Origin of the sequence: Streptomyces sp. NPDC050658 (assembly GCF_044457025.1) — a bacterium.
Classification (GTDB): domain Bacteria; phylum Actinomycetota; class Actinomycetes; order Streptomycetales; family Streptomycetaceae; genus Streptomyces.
Window position 1 is genome coordinate 346,292 of the sequence record NZ_JBITGM010000007.1, and the last position, 17,465, is coordinate 363,756.

Annotated in this window: 6 protein-coding genes; all 6 read right to left on the reverse strand. The window is 70.8% G+C overall.

Annotated features, from left to right (window positions below; translation table 11 throughout):
* Positions 1-59: 59 nt before the first annotated feature.
* The 6 genes from ACIBKX_RS25490 to ACIBKX_RS25515 all read right to left on the reverse strand — a co-directional run bounded on the left by ACIBKX_RS25490 (position 60) and on the right by ACIBKX_RS25515 (position 17,160).
* The gene (locus tag ACIBKX_RS25490) at positions 60-4,886 is read right to left on the reverse strand and encodes an amino acid adenylation domain-containing protein (protein ID WP_363273218.1); all 4,827 of its coding nucleotides are present in this window, start codon (positions 4,884-4,886) and stop codon (positions 60-62) included.
* Positions 4,883-11,527, reverse strand: coding sequence for an amino acid adenylation domain-containing protein (locus tag ACIBKX_RS25495; RefSeq protein WP_363273219.1), 6,645 nt, complete (start codon positions 11,525-11,527; stop codon positions 4,883-4,885). The genes ACIBKX_RS25490 and ACIBKX_RS25495 overlap by 4 nt, the downstream gene beginning before the upstream one ends.
* 30 nt (positions 11,528-11,557) lie before the next feature.
* A complete protein-coding gene (locus tag ACIBKX_RS25500) occupies positions 11,558-13,555 on the reverse strand; it encodes an ABC transporter ATP-binding protein (protein ID WP_363273220.1) in 1,998 nt (665 codons plus the stop codon).
* A gap of 429 nt (positions 13,556-13,984) precedes the next feature.
* Complete coding sequence (locus tag ACIBKX_RS25505; protein ID WP_363273221.1) at positions 13,985-14,965, reverse strand: ParB/RepB/Spo0J family partition protein; 981 nt, start codon at positions 14,963-14,965, stop codon at positions 13,985-13,987.
* A 253-nt stretch (positions 14,966-15,218) separates the two neighbouring features.
* Entirely contained in the window at positions 15,219-16,499 is a 1,281-nt protein-coding gene (locus ACIBKX_RS25510; RefSeq protein ID WP_363273222.1) for an ATP-binding protein, read from the reverse strand.
* A gap of 7 nt (positions 16,500-16,506) precedes the next feature.
* Positions 16,507-17,160, reverse strand: a complete 654-nt coding sequence (locus ACIBKX_RS25515; RefSeq protein WP_363273223.1) for a response regulator transcription factor — start codon at positions 17,158-17,160, stop codon at positions 16,507-16,509.
* Positions 17,161-17,465: the final 305 nt, after the last annotated feature.

Consider the following 17,465-nt stretch of genomic DNA (forward strand, 5'->3'; position numbering starts at 1 on the left):
GGTTGCCGGATGACAGATTTCAGATGCCGGATAACAGATGACAGGTATCAGATTTCGGATTACGTCAGCCCGTCGGTGAATCCCGCTTCGAGTTCGTCGACTTCGTCCTGCGCCAGGTCAAGGAGCGGGAAATCAGACGACGTGTGCCCGCCCGCATTCGGATCGGCGGTATGCACGGCCAGACCCGCGAGCATGTCGAGCCACAGCCCGGCGATTTCCTCCACCTCGGTCTCGTCCATCAGCGCGGCGGCCCAGCTCAGCGTCACGGTCAGCGTGGGCCCGTCGGCCGTGTCGACGACGACCGCGCCTGCCTCAAGCGCATGCAGGGCGGGCATGTCGGGGTCGACGGTGCCGCCGATGGCTTCACTCCCGACCGGTTGCCAGGGAGTGACGGAGCCGTCCGCCGGGCCCTCGGAGGTGAAACGGCCCAGGTAGTTGAAGCCGATCTGAGGGCTCGGGAAATCCGCCAGAACCGGCCCGGTCTCGGGATTTAGATGACGTAACAGGCCATAGCCCAGACCGTCGCCGCCGGGCACCGCACGCGCCTGCTCCTTCACCGACTTCAGCAGCGCACCGGCCGCCGGACCACCAGCGCGTACGTCCTCCATGTCAAATCCCGTGACGTCTAGCCGTACCGGATGGACGCCTGCGAACCAGCCCACCGTGCGGGACAAATCCATGCCCTCGACGGGCACCCGACCGTGGCCCTCCACATCCACTAGCACTCCCGGAACGTCCGCGCCCCGCCGGTGGTGCGTGACCCCCGCCGCCAGAGCCGCCAGCAGAACCTCGTGCACCCCGCAGTGGAAGACGGCCGGCGTCCGCCCCAGCAAGGTAGCGGCGTCCTGCGCGGGCACTGTCCAGGTACGGCGCCGCATGGACGACGTCGCGGCTTGGTCCGGGGACGTGCCGCGCGCACCGAGGGGCGGTTCAGGCCGGCCGAGGAGCGTGATCCAGGCGTCCAGTTCGCCCGTCCGGGACTCATCTCGCGCCTGCTCGGCAAGGAACCGCGACCAACGCCGGAACGACGTCCCCACCGCGTCCAACTCCGGCCGCCGCCCCGCCGTCACGGCCTCGCAGGCAACCCGCAGATCCGGAACAAGAATCCGCCAGGAGACCCCGTCCACCACCAAGTGATGTACGACCAACACCAACCGCCCCACCCGCTCGGGCCCGGCATCCACCCACACCACCTGAACCATCACACCCGCAGCAGGATCAAGCCGCTCCACAGCCTCCCGCGCCGCCTCGTCCGCGATGCCGTCCAACGTCCCGTCCACCGCGAACAACGCGTTCACCCGCACGACCAACCCACCCGCATCCACCGAACCCGGCTCCCGGATGAGCAGCCGCGGCTCCGCGTCCGCTCCCCCGCGAACGACGCGGGAGCGCAGCACGTCATGGGTGTCCACCACCGCGGCCAGACCAGCCACCAGCTCGTCACGCCCGAGCGCGGCCGGAGCCCCGACTATGGTCCACTGCGCGAACCTCCCCCGCGCCGCCCGCTCCCCCAACTGCCGCATCACGGGTGTCCAAACGGCCTCTCCGACCCCTGAGCCCGATGAGTCTGAGCCCGACGAGTCGGACGAGTCAGACTCGTCAGACGCGTCTGACGAGTACGTCGCTCCCGACGCCTGGCCGCTGCCGTCGCTCGCTACGACGGCGAGACCGGCGGGCGTCTCGTTCTCGAACACGTCCTGCGCCTTGAGCAGCAACTGCTCCCGCCGGGCGCGCGCCGCGAGCTGCATCGACATGATCGAGTCGCCGCCGAGTTCGAAGAAGCTGTCGTCGGGTCCGACCCGCTCCAGGCCGAGCACTTCGGCGAAGAGCCGGCAGAGCGTCTCCTCGGCAGCCGTCTGCGGCTTGCGGTCCGAGACGCGTCCGGTGAAGTCGGGCGCGGGCAGGGCGTCGCGGTCGACCTTGCCGTTGCGGGAGAGCGGGAGAGTGTCGAGGGTCAGTACGGCCGACGGGACCATGTAGTCCGGGAGCCTGGCGGCGACGTGCTCGCGTACGGCGTCGGCTGTCGGCGCCCCGCCGTCAGCCGGGACTACGTACCCGATCAGGCGCCGCTCTCCGGGACCGTCCTGACGGGCGACCACGACTGCCTGCGCGACGGCGGGGTGGGCCGCCAGGGCGGCTTCGATCTCGCCCAGCTCGACCCGATAGCCCCGCACTTTGACCTGGCTGTCGGCGCGGCCGACGAAGAGCAGCTCACCGTCCGGAGTGCGGCGGACGAGGTCCCCTGTCCGGTACATGCGCTCGCCCGCCGCGAACGGGCTCGCCACAAAGCGCTCGGCGGTCTGCGCGGCATGGTCCCAGTAGCCGACCGCCAGGCCGGCCCCCGCGATGTGGAGCTCGCCCGTCATGCCGGGCGGGACCGGTTGCAGGAAGGCATCCAGGATGTAGGCCTGCCGGTTGGGCAACGGGCGGCCGATCGGCAGAGCAGTGTCTACGGGATCACCCGCCCCCAGGAGATGCCAAGTCGCGCACAGGGTCGTCTCCGTAGGCCCGTACATGTGCCGGACCACAACATCGGGGCACGCACCACGCACACGCGCCACCGCAGCAGCCGGAACCACATCCCCGCCCGTCAACACCTCTCGCAACCCGGCAAAGCAATCGGCAGACTCCTCCGCCAGCACACGGAACGAACCCGCCGTCAGATGAAGTGCGGTAACCCCGCCAAGAATGTGGTCGCGTATCTCCTGCGCGCCCACCGCGCCCGGCTCGGCGATCACCACCCGAGCACCCGCCGCCAACGGCACCCACAGCTCGAAGAGCGAGACATCGAAGGCGTGCGGGGCATGCATCAGGACCGCGTCATCCGGACCGACCTGCCAGCCCCGCTCCCCCACCAGCGCCGCCACACTCCCGTGCGACACCGCAACACCCTTCGGCACCCCCGTCGAACCCGACGTATACATCACATACGCCACATCACCCGCACCCACCGGCACCAGGGACCCGCCACCGGCAACCGCCGCTCCCCGCACCTCATCCGCAATGACCACGCGTGCGCCGCCCACACCCTCCGGAACCACACCACGAGCAGCCCCCTGGTCGCACACCACGACCCGCGGCGCCGCGTCCTCAAGGACGTACGCGACCCGGTCGACCGGCCATCCCACATCCACCGGCACATACGCGGCACCCGCCCGCCAGACCCCCAGCAGCACCGCCACCAGATCCGACGACCGCTCCATCACCACCGCGACACGATCACCCCGGCCGACGCCGACCTCAGCGAGATACGACGCCCAGCGGCCGGCCGACGCCCACAACTCCCCGTACGTAACGGCCTGTTCGGCGGCAACAACCGCCACCGCCCCCGGGGACGCCCCCACCCGCCCAGCAATCAACTCCGACACCGGGGCCGGAACTGAAACCGGAACCGAAACCGGGGCCGAAACCGGGGCCGGGACCGAATCCGGGACCGGAACCGGCATCACCCCACACCCCGCAGCGTCAGCGGCCCCCACCCCAGCACGCCCCAGGATCCCGACGCGGCCCACCACCGCACCCTCATCAGCAGCCATCCGCTCAAGTACCCGTACCAGCAGGCCGCCCAAGGCGTCGCCAACCGTCTCTTCGACCAGTTCGGGGCGGTAAGTGACGTCAACGCGGAGGCTGTTGCCGGGGACGATGCCGATGGAGAGCGGGTAGTGGGTGGCCTGGAGGGATTCCAGGGTGGTGAAGGTGAGGGCGTCGGGTGTGGGGGCGGTCTCGGGGGGACGGGGGTAGTTCTCGTAGACGAGGAGGGTGTCGAAGGAGGCTCCGGGGCCTGCCAGTTGCTGGATTTCGGACAGGCCGAGGTACTGGTGGGCGAGGAGCGCGGACTGGTGGTCCTGGAGGTCGCGGAGCATCTCCCACACCGGCTGCGCACCGTCGAGCCGTACCCGTACCGGCAGCGTGTTGATGAAGAGGCCGATCATGGAACCGGCTCCCGCGAGTTCCGGCGGGCGTCCGGCGACGGTGGCGCCGAAGACCACGTCCGTGCGCCCGGCCAGCCGCGCCAGCACCAACGCCCACGCGCCCTGTACGACCGTGTTCACCGTCAGGCCGTTGGCGCGGGCCAGTTCCGCCACGCGAGCGGTGGTCGATGCGGGGAGGTGGACGGAGTTCTTGCGCGGGGGTGTCGTGCCGGGCAGTGCCGCGTTCGTCGTTCCCGCTACGTGCGTCGGCTCGTCGGCGCCCGCGAGTTCCGTCCGCCAGGCGGCGCGCGCCGCCTCCTTGTCCTGGCGGCCCAGCCAGGCCAGGTACTCCCGGTAGGAGGTGACGGGTTCGAGGGCGCTGGCGTCGGCGTCGGCGTTGGTGTCGGCGTCGCCGCCTGCCGCGTAGAGGGCGGAGAGTTCCTTCAGGAGGAGCGGGGCGGACCAGCCGTCCATGAGGATGTGGTGGCTGGTCACCACGAGGCGGTGGTGGTGGTCGTCGATGCGGATGAGGAGGAGGCGGAGGAGGGGGGCCGTCGCCGGGTCGATCCTGGTGGCGCGTTCGTCGCGGGCCAGGCGGTCCAGCTCAGCCGTCGCCTCGGCCTCCGGGAGGTCGGAGACGTCGGCCTCGCGCCAGGGCAGTGCGACTTCGCGGGTGATGAGCTGGACCGCCTCGCCCGATTTACGTCGCTGGAAGCTTGCCCTAAGGGCCGCGTGCCGGGTCAGGAGCGCGTCCCACGAGGCGCGGAAGCGTACGACGTCCATGGGGCCTCCGACTGCGAGCAGGGTCTGGACGGTGTAGATGTCGGGGCCCTGGCCGTTGAAATCGGCGTGGAAGAGGAGGCCTTCCTGGAGCGGTGAGAGGGGCCAGACCTCGGCGAGCGACGAGCCCTGGGACGGTGCTTTCCGGGCGGCTGCCGGTGCGGCGGCCTCTTTGGCCGAGGTTGCGGGGTTCACAGCGAACGTCCTCCTTCGAGCTCTGCCGCTATCGCCTCGAACTGCTCGACCTCGTCCTGGGCGAGTTCGATGAGCGGGAAGTCGGACGGTGTGTGGCCGCCCGCCGTCGGGTCGGTGGTGTGTGCGGCGAGGCCGGCGAGCGTGTCGAGCCAGAGCCGGCCGACGCGTCGTGCCGTGGCCTCGTCGAGGAGCGCGGTGTGCCAGGTGAGCGAGAGGGTCAGTTCGGGGCCTTGTGCGGTGTCGCGGATGGTGGCGCCGGCCTCGAGGGTGTGGGTCGCGGGCATGGCGGGGTCGGTGGAGCTGCCGATCGCCTCGTCGCCGGCCATCTGCCAGGGTCCGACCGTGTCCGGGTCGCTGCCCGCCGGGAATCGGCCCATGTAGTTGAAGCTGATCTGGGGGCTCGGCAGGGCGGCGAGTACGCGGCCGGTGTCGGGGTTGAGGTGGCGGAGCAGGCCGTGGCCGAGGCCGTCGCCCGGTACTGCGCGGGTCTGTTCCTTGACCGCCTTGAGGAGTGTTCCGGCCGCCGGGCCGCCCGTGCGGGCCTGGTGCAGGTCGAGCGCGGCGAGGTCGATGCGGACCGGGTGGACGCTGGTGAACCAGCCGACCGTGCGCAGCAGATCCGCGCCGCCGAGCGGTTTACGTCCGTGCCCCTCGACGTCGATGAGGACGGTGCCGTGGGTGTCCACGGGGACCGTCCCGGCGTCCCGTCCCTCGACGACCGCCGCGGCCAGCGTGGCCAGCAGCACTTCGTGCACTCCGCAGTGGAACAGTGCCGGTGTCACGGCAGCGAGCGTGGCCGCCTCGTGCGCCGGGACCACCCATGAGGCCCCGCGCATGCCGGACGCGGTGTCCCGTGCCGGGTCGAGGGCCCGGTGGCCCAGCGGTGCGTCCGCGCGGGCGAGCAGGGCGGTCCAGTCGTCGAGTTCGGCGGTACGGGCCGGTCCGTTCGCCTCCTCGACCAGCAGCCTGGACCAGCGCCGGAAGGACGTCCCGACCGGATCGATGACCGGTTCGGGGACCGGAGCGACAGCTGGCTCGACGACCGATTCGACTCCCGGCTCGACTCCCGGCTCGACTCCCGGCTCGACTCCCGACTCGACTCCCGACTCACGACCCGGCTCACGGCCCGTCCTCACCGCCTCACACGCCGCGCGCAGGTCCGGAACAAGGATCCGCCAGGAGACGCCGTCCACCGCCAAGTGGTGGACGACGAACACCAGCCGGCCGACCCTGGCGGGCCCCGCGTCCACCCACACCACCTGTGCCATCACCCCGGCGAACGGGTCCAGGCGCCGGATCGCCTCGCGCGTGCCGCGGGCCGCGGTCACGTCGAGGCCGGGTGCGGTGTGCGTCGTCGCGTCGATCCGGGTGATCAGGTCCGCGCCCCGCACCGCACCGCGCGGACCGACCACCAGGGCGGGTCGGACCCCGTCCTGCTGCTCTGCGCGGGCGCGCAGCATGTCGTGGGTGTCGAGTACGACGTCGACGCCCGCCGCGAGGGCTTCGCCGGTGAGCTCGGCGGGCGTGCCGACCGTGACCCACTGTGCGAAGCCGCTGCCGAGGGCCCGGTCGCCGAGTTCCCGCATCACCGGTGTCCGGATGATCTCGCCCTCGCCCACGTCCGGTCCCGATGCGGAGCCCGCGCCGAGCCGGATCACGTGGGCGAGGGCGGCCGGTGTCCCGTGCTCGAAGACGTCCTGTGTGCTGAAGAGGACGCCGGTCCGGCGGGCGCGGCTGACCAGTTGCATCGATGTGATGGAGTCTCCGCCCATCCGGAAGAAGTTGTCGTCGGCGCCCACCCGGTCCAGGCCGAGGATCTCGGCGAAGAGTGCGCAGAGGACGGCTTCCGCCTCGCCTTCGGGGGCCCGGCCGGCGGCCTGTCCGGTGAAGTCGGGTGCGGGCAGGGCCGCGACGTCGACTTTGCCGTTCCGGTTGACCGGCAGCGTGTCGAGGGTCAGTACCGCCGCGGGCACCATGTGTTCGGGCAGCTCCTTGGCGGCGTACTCGCGAAGGGAATCACCGTCCGGAGCCTCGGAGTGACGGGGCAGCTCGGCGCCCGTCACATAGCCGACGAGGCGCTGTTCGCCCCGTCCGTCCTCCCGCAGGATCACGACGGCCCGCTCGACGGCGGGGTGCGCGGCGAGGGTCGTCTCGATCTCGCCCAGTTCGACGCGGAAGCCGCGGACCTTCACCTGGGCGTCGGCCCGTCCGGCGTAGACGAGTTCGCCGTCGTCGGTCCAGTGGACCAGGTCCCCTGTCCGGTACATCCGCTCGCCGCGTGCGAAGGGGCTGGCCACGAAGCGGCGCGCGGTGAGTGTCGTGCGTCGTAGGTAGCCGCGTGCCAGTCCTGCTCCCGCCACGTACAGCTCGCCGACCGTGCCCGGTGGTACCGGGCGCAGGAAGGGGTCGAGGACGTATGTCCCGGTGCCCGCGATGGGGCGGCCGATGGACGGCGTGTCGTGGGCGGCGAGTGCCCTGCTGACCGTCGACGCCACCGTCGCCTCGGTGACGCCGTATTCGCTGTAGACCTCGCGGCCGGCCGACCATCGGGCGCGCAGTTCGTCGGAGGCGCGTTCGCCGCCGATGACCAGGACGCGCAGGTCGGGCAGGTCTTCCGGGGGCAGCTGGGCGAGTTGGGTCGGTGTCATCGCGACGTGCGTCACGCGCTGCGCGCGCATCAGGTCGACGAGTTCCTGGCCGGTCGGCCGTCGCTTCACGGGTGGTGCGAGGACGAGTCGGCCGCCCGCGCAGAGCACCGGCCAGATGTCCGACATGGAGACGTCGAAGCTCGGCGAGACCAGTTGCAGTACCGCGCTGTCGGTGCCGATGCGGTAGCGGTCGACGCGGTCGGCGATCAGGTTGCGCAGGCCCTCGTGGGGGACGATCGCGCCCTTGGGGGTGCCGGTCGAGCCGGATGTGTAGATGACGTACGCCGCGTCGGCCGGGGCGAGCGGCGCCCGCCGTTCGGCGTCTGTCATCGACCCTTCGTCCGGGTAGTGGCTCAGGTCCTGGAGGATCAACGGATCGTCCACGACGACGAGTTGACCGGTCTGGGTGAAGTCGTGCGGGACCGCGTGCCGGGTCCGCGCCGTGCAGAGCAGGACCGGCGGCGCCACGTCGTCGAGGATGAGCCGGGTCCGCGCCGGGGGATGCCCCGGGTCCACCGGCACATAGACTCCGCCCGCCATGGCCACGGCGAGGAGTGAGACCACGAGTTCCGTGGAGCGGTCCATCGTGACGGCCACGGGGGTGTCCGGGCCCACGCCGTTGTCCGTCAAGTACCGGGCCAGACGGCCGGATTGGGCGGCCAGTTCGCGGTAGGTGGTCGAGCGGTGGCCGTCCACCAGCGCCACGGCGGACGGCGTGGCGACGGCCTGTCGGGCGAACAGGTCGGGGGCCGGCGCGCCGGGCTCGGCCGGGGTCCCCGCGTTCCATGTCCCGACGACGAGCGCGCGCTCCGCCGCGGCGAGCGCGTCGAGCCGCCCCACCGGTGCCGAGGGGTCGGCGGTCATCTGCTCGAGCACCCGTGTGAGTACGGAGAGCACGGCCTCGGCCCTGGCCTGCGGGAAGACGTCCGGCCGGTGCACGAGCAGGCCGCGGAGCCGGTCGTCGGGCACCACGATCAAGGCGAGCGCGTAGTGGCCCCTCTCCTCGGGATCCCCGACGGCACGGATCTTCAGTACGTCGTCGGGGCCGTGCCCCGCGGTGACGCGGGCGGGGGGCAGGTTCTCGAACACCACGAGCGTGTCGAAGTCCGCGCCCGGCCCGGCGGACCGGCGGATCTCCCGCAGGCCGAGGTGGTGGCGGGCCATGAGGGCGACCTGCCGCTCCCGCAGGTCCCGCAGCAGGGCGGAGACCGTCTGCTCGGCCGCCGCGCACACGCGTACGGGCACGGTGTTGAGGAAGAGGCCGACCGCCGATTCGACGCCCGGCAGTTCGGCGGGCCTGCCCGCGACCGGAGTCCCGAACACCACGTCCGTACGGCCCGCGAGTCCGGCGAGGACCATGGCCCAGGCGCCTTGCACGACGGTGTTCACGGTCAGGGCGTGTGAGCGCGCCAACTCCACTACGCGGCGGGTGAGTTCATCGCTCAGCTCGAAGGGGAGCGGCTCCGGGACGATCGACTTCGGGACCATCGGCTCCGGGACCATCTGATCCGGGACGGCCAGCGTCTCGGACGTCTTCTCGGGCGGTGCGAGGAGGGTCGGTTCATCCGCTCCGGCGAATTCCGCGCGCCACGCCTCGCGCGCCGCGTCCTTGTCCTGCTGCTCGAGCCAGGCCAGGTAGGTCCGGTACGAGGTGGTCGCGGGCAGCTTCCTGCCGTCGCCGCCGGCTTCGTACACCTCGGACAGCTCGGCGAAGAGGACATTGGTGGACCAGCCGTCCACGAGCGAGTGGTGGACGGTGAGGACCTGCCGGTGCCGGTCCGCGCCGAGGCGCACGAGCAGCAGCCGCAGCAGCGGCGGTGTCGCGAAGTCGAACCGCTCGGCTCGCTCGGCGTGCGCGAGCGCCGCCAGGGTGTCGTCGGCTTCGCCCTCCGGAACTCCGGTCAGATCCACCTCGCGCCACGGCAACTCGGCACTGGCCGCGATGACTTGTACCGGCTGACCGGACTCGCGCTGGTGGAAGCCGGCGCGCAGGACCGCGTGGCGCGCGAGCAGCGCCTCCCATGAGGCGCGCAGCCGGTCCACGTCGAGGACGCCGTCCAGGGCCAGTGTCCGCTGGCTCGTGTAGACGTCGGGCCCCTGGTCTGCGTGGGTCGCGTGGAAGAGCAGCCCTTCCTGGAGCGGGGAGAGCGGCCAGACGTCCACCATGCCGGGCACCGCACTCCGCAGCCTGTCGGCCTCGGCCTCTCCGAGGTCCGCGGCGAGCGAGCCGGCGAAACGGTGGTGCCCCCGCCCCTGTTGTTCCTCCCCGGTCCTCGCGACCGAGGCCAGGGCGGCCGGTGTGGCGTACGCGAAGACGTCCTCGGCGCCGAAGAACAGCCGTGCCTTGCGCGCCCGCGCCGCGAGCTGCATCGACATGATGGAGTCGCCGCCGAGTTCGAAGAAGCTGTCGTCGGGGCCGATGCGCTCCAGGCCGAGCAGTTCGGCCATGAGCGTGCACAGGATCGCTTCGGCGGGTGTCCGGGGCGCCCGTCCGGTGGCTGCCTTGCCCGCGAAGTCGGGGGCGGGCAGGGCGGCCCGGTCGACCTTGCCATGGCGAGTGAGCGGCAGGGCGTCCAGCGGGAGCACGGCCGCCGGGACCATGTAGTCGGGCAGCGACTGGGCCACGTACTCACGGATGGCGTCTGGATCTACGCGCCGCGCACGCTCGGGTACGACGTAACCGACGAGGCGGCGTTCGCCCTGACCGTCCTCACGCGCCAGTACGACGGCCTGCGCGACGGCGGGGTTGGTGGCCAGGGCGGCTTCGATCTCGCCCAACTCGACGCGGAATCCGCGGACTTTGACCTGTCCGTCGGCCCGCCCGACGAAGAGCAGCTCGCCGTCCGGGGTGCTGCGGACGAGGTCGCCGGTGCGGTACATGCGCTCGCCGGACGCGAACGGGCTCGCCACGAAGCGCTCGGCGGTCAGCGCGGCGTGGTCCCAGTAGCCCTGGGCCAGGCTCGTGCCCGCGACGTACAGCTCCCCGACGGTGTCCGCCGGGAGCGGCCGCAGAGCGGCGTCGAGGACGAAGGTGTCGCGGTTGGGCAGGGGGCGGCCGATCGGGAGCACGCTGCGGGTCGGGGATCCGGGGTGCAGTACGTGCCAGGTCGCGCACAGGGTGGTTTCGGTGGGCCCGTACATGTGCCGGACTGCGACATCCGGGCAGGCCGCACGGACGCGGGCGACCGAGGCGGCCGGGACCACATCGCCACCCGTCAGCACCTCACGCAGCCCGGCAAAGCAATCGGCGGACTCCTCCGCCAGCACACGGAACGAACCAGCCGTCAGGTGCACAGACGTCACACCGCTCTTGACGTGCTCGCGCACCTGCTGAGCATCCACGACACCCGGCTCGGCGATCACCACCCGAGCACCCGCCGCGAGCGGCACCCACAGCTCGAAGAGCGATACGTCGAAGGCGTGCGGGGCATGCATCAGCACCGCGTCGCCCGCGCCGACGGCCCAGCCCCGCTCCCCCACCAGCGCCGCCACACTCCCGTGCGACACCGCAACACCCTTCGGCACCCCCGTCGAACCCGACGTATACATCACATACGCCACATCACCCGCACCCACCGGCACCAGGGACCCGCCACCGGCAGCCACCGGTGAATCCGCCGACACAACAGTCAGCGAGACGTCCGGTGGCACCACATGCCGGGTCCCCGGGGCGCACACCACCGCTCGCGGCCCCGCATCCTCGAGCACGAACCCGACCCGCTCCGCCGGCCAGCCCACGTCCACCGGCACATACGCGGCCCCCGCCCGCCAGACGCCCAACAGCACCGCCACCAGATCCGGGGACCGCTCCATCACCACCGCGACACGATCGCCCCGACTGATTCCGACCTCACCGAGGCGCGACGCCCAGCGGCCGGCCGACGTCCACAACTCCGCGTACGACATGGACTGTTCGGCGGTGACGACCGCCGTCGCGTCCGGCGTCGACATCACCCGCTCAGCGATCAGCTCCACGGTCACCGACGGCTCCACCGTTTCCCCCTTCAGGCTTCTCGCGGTTGCTCAGTGCTCGTCCGGTTCGGGTCCGCCGCGGCGCAGGATGTACTCGGCGCCGCCTCCTGCGGGTGGAGGAGGTCCGCCGCCCAGGACCGGTCCGCCGCCCCCCAGAACGGGACCGGGACCGTGGCCGGCGCCCGGACCTGGGCCGCCGCCGAGGATCGGTCCGTGCAGTGCCGGTTCCGGTTCCTTGTGGCGGTCCGGGGCCGCTCCGTTGGTGCTGGGGCGGCTGAACTGGGTGTGGTAGAGCTCGGCGTAGAGGCCTCCTGCCAGGAGGAGTTCCTCGTGTGTGCCGCTTTCCTGGACGCGGCCTTCGTCGATGACGAGGATCTGGTCCGCCTCGCGGATCGTGGACAGGCGGTGGGCGATCACCAGGGATGTGCGGTCGCGCAGTGCCGTGGTGAGTGCTCGCTGGATGGCCGCCTCGGACTCGGAGTCCAGGTGTGCGGTGGCTTCGTCGAGCACCACGATCGAGGGGGCCTTGAGGAGGAGCCGGGCGAGGGCGAGGCGTTGTTTCTCGCCGCCGGAGAGGCGGTAGCCGCGGTCGCCGACGACCGTGTCGAGGCCGCTGGGCAGGGAGCGGATCAGGTCGCCGATCTGGGCCGCGTCGCAGGCTTCGAGGAGGTCGTGCTGGGTGGCGTCGGGGCGTGCGTAGGAGAGGTTCACGCGAATGGTGTCGTGGTAGAAGTGCGCGTCCTGGCTGACGACGCCGACCACTTGGCGCAGGGAGTCGAGTGTGACGTCGCGCAGGTCGTGGCCGTCGATGCGGACGCTGCCCGCGGTGGGGTCGTAGAGGCGGGAGACCAGGTGGGTGGTGGTGGTCTTGCCGCCGCCCGAGGGGCCGACCAGTGCGGTGAGCTTGCCGGACGGTACGCGGAAGCTCATGCCGTGCAGCACCTGTGGTGTCTCCTTGGCGCGTTCGGCGGCGGACAGGGAGTTGGATTCCAGGGAGGCGAGGGACACCTCGCTGGCGCGCGGGTAGCGGAAGGACACCTGGTCGAACTCGATCTCGGGGGCGGGTCCTTCGCCCGGTGCGGCGAGGGCTGTCGCGTCGGGGTGTTCCTCGATGAGCGGCTTGAGGTCGAGCACCTCGAAGATCCGGTCGAAGCTGACCATGGCGGTCAGTGCGTTGGACTGGAGGCTCGACAGCTGGGTGATGGGTCCGTAGAGCCGGCCGAGGAGTGCGGCGAGTGCGACGAGTGTGCCGATGCGGAAGACGTCGTGGAGGACCAGGCCGCCGCCGACGCCGTAGACGAGGGCGGTCGCGAGGGAGGCGAGGAGTGCCATGAAGATGAAGGAGAGCCTGCTGTAGACGGTCCAGATGACGCCGACCTGGCGGACTTCGCCTGCCCGGTTCTCGAAGGCCTCGGCCTCTTCGCGGGGTCGGCCGAAGAGCTTGGCGAGCATGGCTCCGCCGACGTTGAAGCGTTCGTTGATGATGCCGCCGAGTTCGCCGTTGGCCTGCATCTGGGCGCGTGAGTAGTGCTGGAGGCGCCGTCCCACGTAGATGCCGGGCACGATGAAGAGCGGCAGCATGGCGACGGCGATCAGACTGATGATCCAGGAGAGGTAGAACATCTCGGCGAGCACCAGGAGCACGGTGAGCACGCTGGTCGCGGACATCAGGAGTGTGGTGAGGGCTTGTTGGGCCAGCATCACGTCGCCGTTGAGGCGGCTGGCGAGGAGTCCGGTCTGGGTTCGGGTGAAGAAGGCCATGGGCTGGCGCTGTACGTGTTTGAAGGCCTCGACGCGCAGGTCGTGGCTGATGCCCTGGCCGATGCGTCCGGAGAAGTAGCTCTGCACGAGTTGGGTGAGGGCGTCGACGACGGCGAGTCCGGCGACGATCAGGGCGATCGCGGTGATGACGCCCATGTCGTCCTTGAGTATTCCGTCGTCGATGATCTTCTTGAGGAGCAGGGGTGTCGACACGATGATGAGGGAATCCACCACCGTGGTGATCAGCAGAAAGGCGAGGGCCGGCTTATGTGATTTCACATAGGTCATGGCCCGGCGCACTGTTCCTGGCCGGAGCTGCTGCCTCTGGGATCCGGATTGCGGCCCTCCGACGGTGGGTCCACCTGGGCCTTGGGTGATCAACACTCGACGGATTCCTCCTGCCTCGGCATTTCGGTGCAGAACTCTCTTCAATGCAGGGTCATTTGGGTGTGGCGATTGTCTTTGGTCATCGGCTCGCCCGCAGGACGATACCGTTCGGAATTCCCGTCAAACAGGCCCGCAATGTGGCAGTGCCGGGCGTGCAATTGGTCAACGTCCGGCCTGCAATTGGGCAGGGTGGTTCCGCCGGTGGAATTGTTCGGTGTTTACGGGGCGGGCGGGCACGGCGTCCAACCAGGCAGTCTGCTCACTTGGACGCCCTGTGCCGTATCGGCTGCCGTATCGGCGGCCCGTGTCGGCCCGTGTCTGCCCGGCGGTCTATGCCGTCTCGGCGACCTTGCGCTGGACCCGGAGTGCGACGTCGGCCCACATCTCGGCGCATTCGCCCGCCAGGTAGGCCACGATGCGCCCGCAGTGCGGCGGGGCCTTGTCGATGATCTCGTCCCATTCCTCCGCGCTGATGGTGTGGATGTTGAGCAGCCGCAGCAGGGTGCGGCCGGTCTCGCTGAACCTCAGGGCCGGGTCGGCGTTGAGTCGCTTGAGCACGGCCGCGCGGTCCTGGCCGGTGTCCCGGTCGGGCACGGCGGTGGGGCCGCCGGCGCGTGGGGCGGCGATGAGTGTCTCGCGCTTCGTCTGTTTGCCGCGCCGGGACAGCGGGTCCTCGCCGCGCATCATCCGGTTGCGTACGTCGCGCACGGTCTCCGGGGAGATGGCCGCGACGCGGGCGATCTGACGCAGCGACAACTGGGGGTTCTCGGCGATGAGTTCGCTGGCGACGCGGCGTCCCTCCGTGCCGTTGACCGGGCGTACCCGGCCGTCGTGGCCGATCCTGCCGCCGTCGGCGGACGGATCGGCCGGGGCCCGTCTACGGATCTCGGCGACGGTGCCGGGGGCGATTCCGCTGACCGAGGCGATCATCCGGTCCGACCACTGGGGGTGGGAGGCGATGATGCGTCCGGCGGCACGTTTCCGGTCCGCCGTCGTCAGCGGAAGTCCGTGGGTGACATTGGATTCGACGGCGAGGACGAACGCGTCGGCCGCGTCCCCGTCGAAGAACCGCACCGCGATCTTTCGTTGTCCTCGGAGTTCGGCCGCCCGTAATCGGTGCAGGCCGTCGATGACGCGCATGGTCGCTCGGTGCACGGTGATGGGTGGCAAGGGGCTCTGCACCACCGCGAGGGATTCCACGTGTTCCTGGTCCACTCCCGAGATGCGCGGTGAATCGGCCGTCGAAAGCGATCCCGTCTCGACCTCGACGACCATCAGTCGGTCGATCGGCGCGTGCCCAGGTACTGCCAACTCAACTCCCCCTACTGCTCAGTTGTCACCTGTGCGCGCACGAACGCCGGTCAGGATCGGCGTCGTATCCAGGGAATGTGGCCGTGACTGAACTGCGACGCGCGCTCCAGGGACCAGTTGGCTCAGATATTCGGCCGATTCCGTTCTTGTCCTGAATGGGAACGGCATCCCGCGACCGAACACGCTCACCCTAACAACGGGCTTTCCGGGCGGGTACCCCTCACTAGCAGAATTGATCTAGGGCTGAAAACCCCTATTCACCCCTATGGGATACCCCGGTCGGCTCCGGGACCGGTCGTCGCTGGTCGGTGCGGGGCGGGAAGGTGACGTCCACGGTGAGGCCGCCGCCCGGCCGGGCGTGGGCGGCGATCTCGGCGCCGTGGGCGGTGGCGATGGCGCGGACGATGGAGAGGCCGAGCCCGTGGTGGCCGTCGCCTGCGGTGCGGCCCAGCCGCTGGAAGGGTTCGAAGAGCCGCTCCACCTGCTCGGCGGGCACTTCTGGGCCGGTGTTGGTGACGGAGACGACGGCGCGGCCGTCGGCGGTGCGGGTGGTGATCTCCACGAGGCCGCCCTTGGCGACGTTGTAACCCATCGCGTTGTCGAGGAGGTTGGCGACCAGGCGCTGGACGAGCGCCGAGTCGCCCGATGTCGTGGCGTGCCCGAAGGTGCTCCGCAAGCGCAGCCCGCGCCGGTCGGCCTCCGGGCGTGAGCCGTGCACGACCTCCTCGGCGATCTCCGCGAGGTCGAGCGGTTCGCGGTGGTCGAGGCCGCGTTCGCTGCTGGAGAGGGTGAGCAGCGACTCCAGGAGGCGTGCCTGCTGTTTGCTGATCTCCAGGAGCCGTTCGAAGTTGGAGCGGAACGACTCCCTGGTGGCGTCCCGGTCGATGAGGGACTCCTCCAGGAGTGCGTGCTCCAGCGTGAGGGGCGTGCGCAGTTCGTGGGCGGCGTTGGCGACGAAGCGTTTGTGGGAGTCGAGTGCGGTCTCCAGGCGGCCGAGCAGTCCGTCCACGGTGTCGGCGAGGTCCTTGAGTTCGTCGGCGGGCCCGACGACGGCGAGCCGCTCGTGCATGTTCCGGGCCGAGATGCGCTGGATGCTGCCGGTCATCGTGCGCAGCGGCCTGAGGACCCGTCCGGCGACGAGCCAGCCGAGCGCTATCGCGATGACCGCCATGATCGCCATGGCGATGCCGGACTGGACCAGGAGGTGGTCCATCTCGACCTCGTGCTGGCGCAGTGCCTGGTCCCGCAGTTGCTGGGTGATGTCGTTGAGCTGGACGGTCTCGCTGGCGTCCGGGTAGCCGAGGTAGAGGCGCCCGTCGGCGCCCGGCGAGAGGACGGGTTCGCCGCCCCGGTCCTTGACCAGGACGAGGTTGGCCGGTGAGCGGGCGACGAGCAGGTTGGTGATGGCGAGCAGGACCACGCCCGACACGACGAACAGCACTCCGTACAGGAGCGTCAGGCGGACCCGTACCCGGCGGGGCAGCAGACGGCGGACGAGTGCCGGGAAGCCGGCGAGGCGCGCGGGCAGACGCATGGGACCCTCAAATCCGGTAGCCGCCCCGGGGAACGGTCTCGATCACGGGTGGGTTGCCGAGTTTGGGCCGCAGCCGGTTGATGGTCGCCTTGACGGTGGTGGTGAACGGGTCGGCGGCCTCGTCCCACACCCGTTCGAGGAGTTCCTCGGCGGACACCACCCGGCCCTGCGCGGCGAGCAGATACTCCAGTACGGCGAATTCCTTGGGGGTCAGCGCGAGGCGCACCCCGGCGCGCGACGCGATCCGCTGGGCCGGGTCGAGCCGCAGGTCGCCCTGGACGAGGACCGGTGGCAGCGCGGGTTGGGAGCGCCGGGCGAGCGCACGGATGCGGGCGACGAGTTCGGCGTACGCGAAGGGCTTGGGGAGGTAGTCGTCGGCGCCGAGGCTGAAGCCCTCCACGCGGTGCGCGATGGTGCCCGACGCGGTGAGCATCAGGACGCGGGCGTGCACCGGCTGGTTGGCGAGCGCGGTGCAGACCTGGTCGCCGTGGACTCCCGGCAGGTCCCGGTCGAGCACGACCACGTCGTACTCGACGACCGTCGTACGTTCCAGTGCGTCGGAGCCGTCGTAGACGACGTCGACGGCCATGCCCTCGCGGCGGAGCACGCGCGCCACCGAATGCGCGAGCTCGGCATGGTCCTCGACCACCAGTACCCTCATCGCCCACCCCTCGCACGGCGCGTGACGGCGTGGGGGGCGGTGCGGCGCGGGACGGCCCGGCTGGTGCTGATCATGCGGCACCACGTTGCCCGATCCCACGTCACACACCGGTCACAGCTCCGGTGACGGCCCCCCGCCGACGCGCTCCTGGTCTCGACACCCACCCCGGGTGCTCCTCGTTCGGCACCCACCCCGGGTACGCAGAGGGTACCGCCGGGTCGCGGGCTTTCGGACCGTCCTGTGACCGTCCGCCGCGTAGAAACGGAGGCATCCGCCGGCACCGCACCGGCCCCGTGAGACCTCGG

Excerpts from the sequence above, each read along its gene's own strand:
- ACIBKX_RS25515 (WP_363273223.1), bottom strand. The coding sequence starts at position 17,160 with ATGAGGGTACTGGTGGTCGAGGACCATGCCGAGCTCGCGCATTCGGTG.
- ACIBKX_RS25500 (WP_363273220.1), bottom strand. The coding sequence starts at position 13,555 with ATGACCTATGTGAAATCACATAAGCCGGCCCTCGCCTTTCTGCTGATC.
- ACIBKX_RS25510 (WP_363273222.1), bottom strand. The coding sequence starts at position 16,499 with ATGCGTCTGCCCGCGCGCCTCGCCGGCTTCCCGGCACTCGTCCGCCGT.